Raw genomic sequence first — 366 nt, forward strand, 5'->3', positions numbered from 1 at the left:
TGGTTCCTGGACCGGGTGGCCACCCACATTCTCGCCTACGAGGGTGACTCGGAGGTGGTGTTCTTTGAGGGCAACTACACCGAGTACCACGAGGACTTTGTGAAGCGTAAAGGTGAGAATGCGCAGCCGCGGCGGGTGAAGTACAAGCCGTTGAAATAAGATGAACATCAAAGCGCCGCCCAAGCGCCACTTATGGGTCTGGTTTCTCTGGCTGGGGTTGTTTTACACCGCCTGGCTGTTTCTGGTTCAGATGGACGGCCACTGGCAGACGGCGAAGGATCACTGGCCCATGGCCCTGGCCATGGCGATCGGCAGCTATGCGGCGGGCTCCACCCCCATGGGCGGGGGCACTGTCGGCTTTCCGGT

1 pseudogene is annotated in these 366 nt (G+C 60.4%); it reads left to right on the forward strand.

Annotated elements, in window-relative coordinates:
- Nucleotides 1–160: 160 nt before the first annotated feature.
- A pseudogene (locus B3520_RS15110) lies at nt 161–366 on the forward strand (sulfite exporter TauE/SafE family protein); the annotation flags it as partial.

The sequence above is a fragment of the Marinimicrobium sp. UBA4509 genome, from assembly GCF_002388575.1.
GTDB lineage: Bacteria > Pseudomonadota > Gammaproteobacteria > Pseudomonadales > Cellvibrionaceae > Marinimicrobium > Marinimicrobium koreense.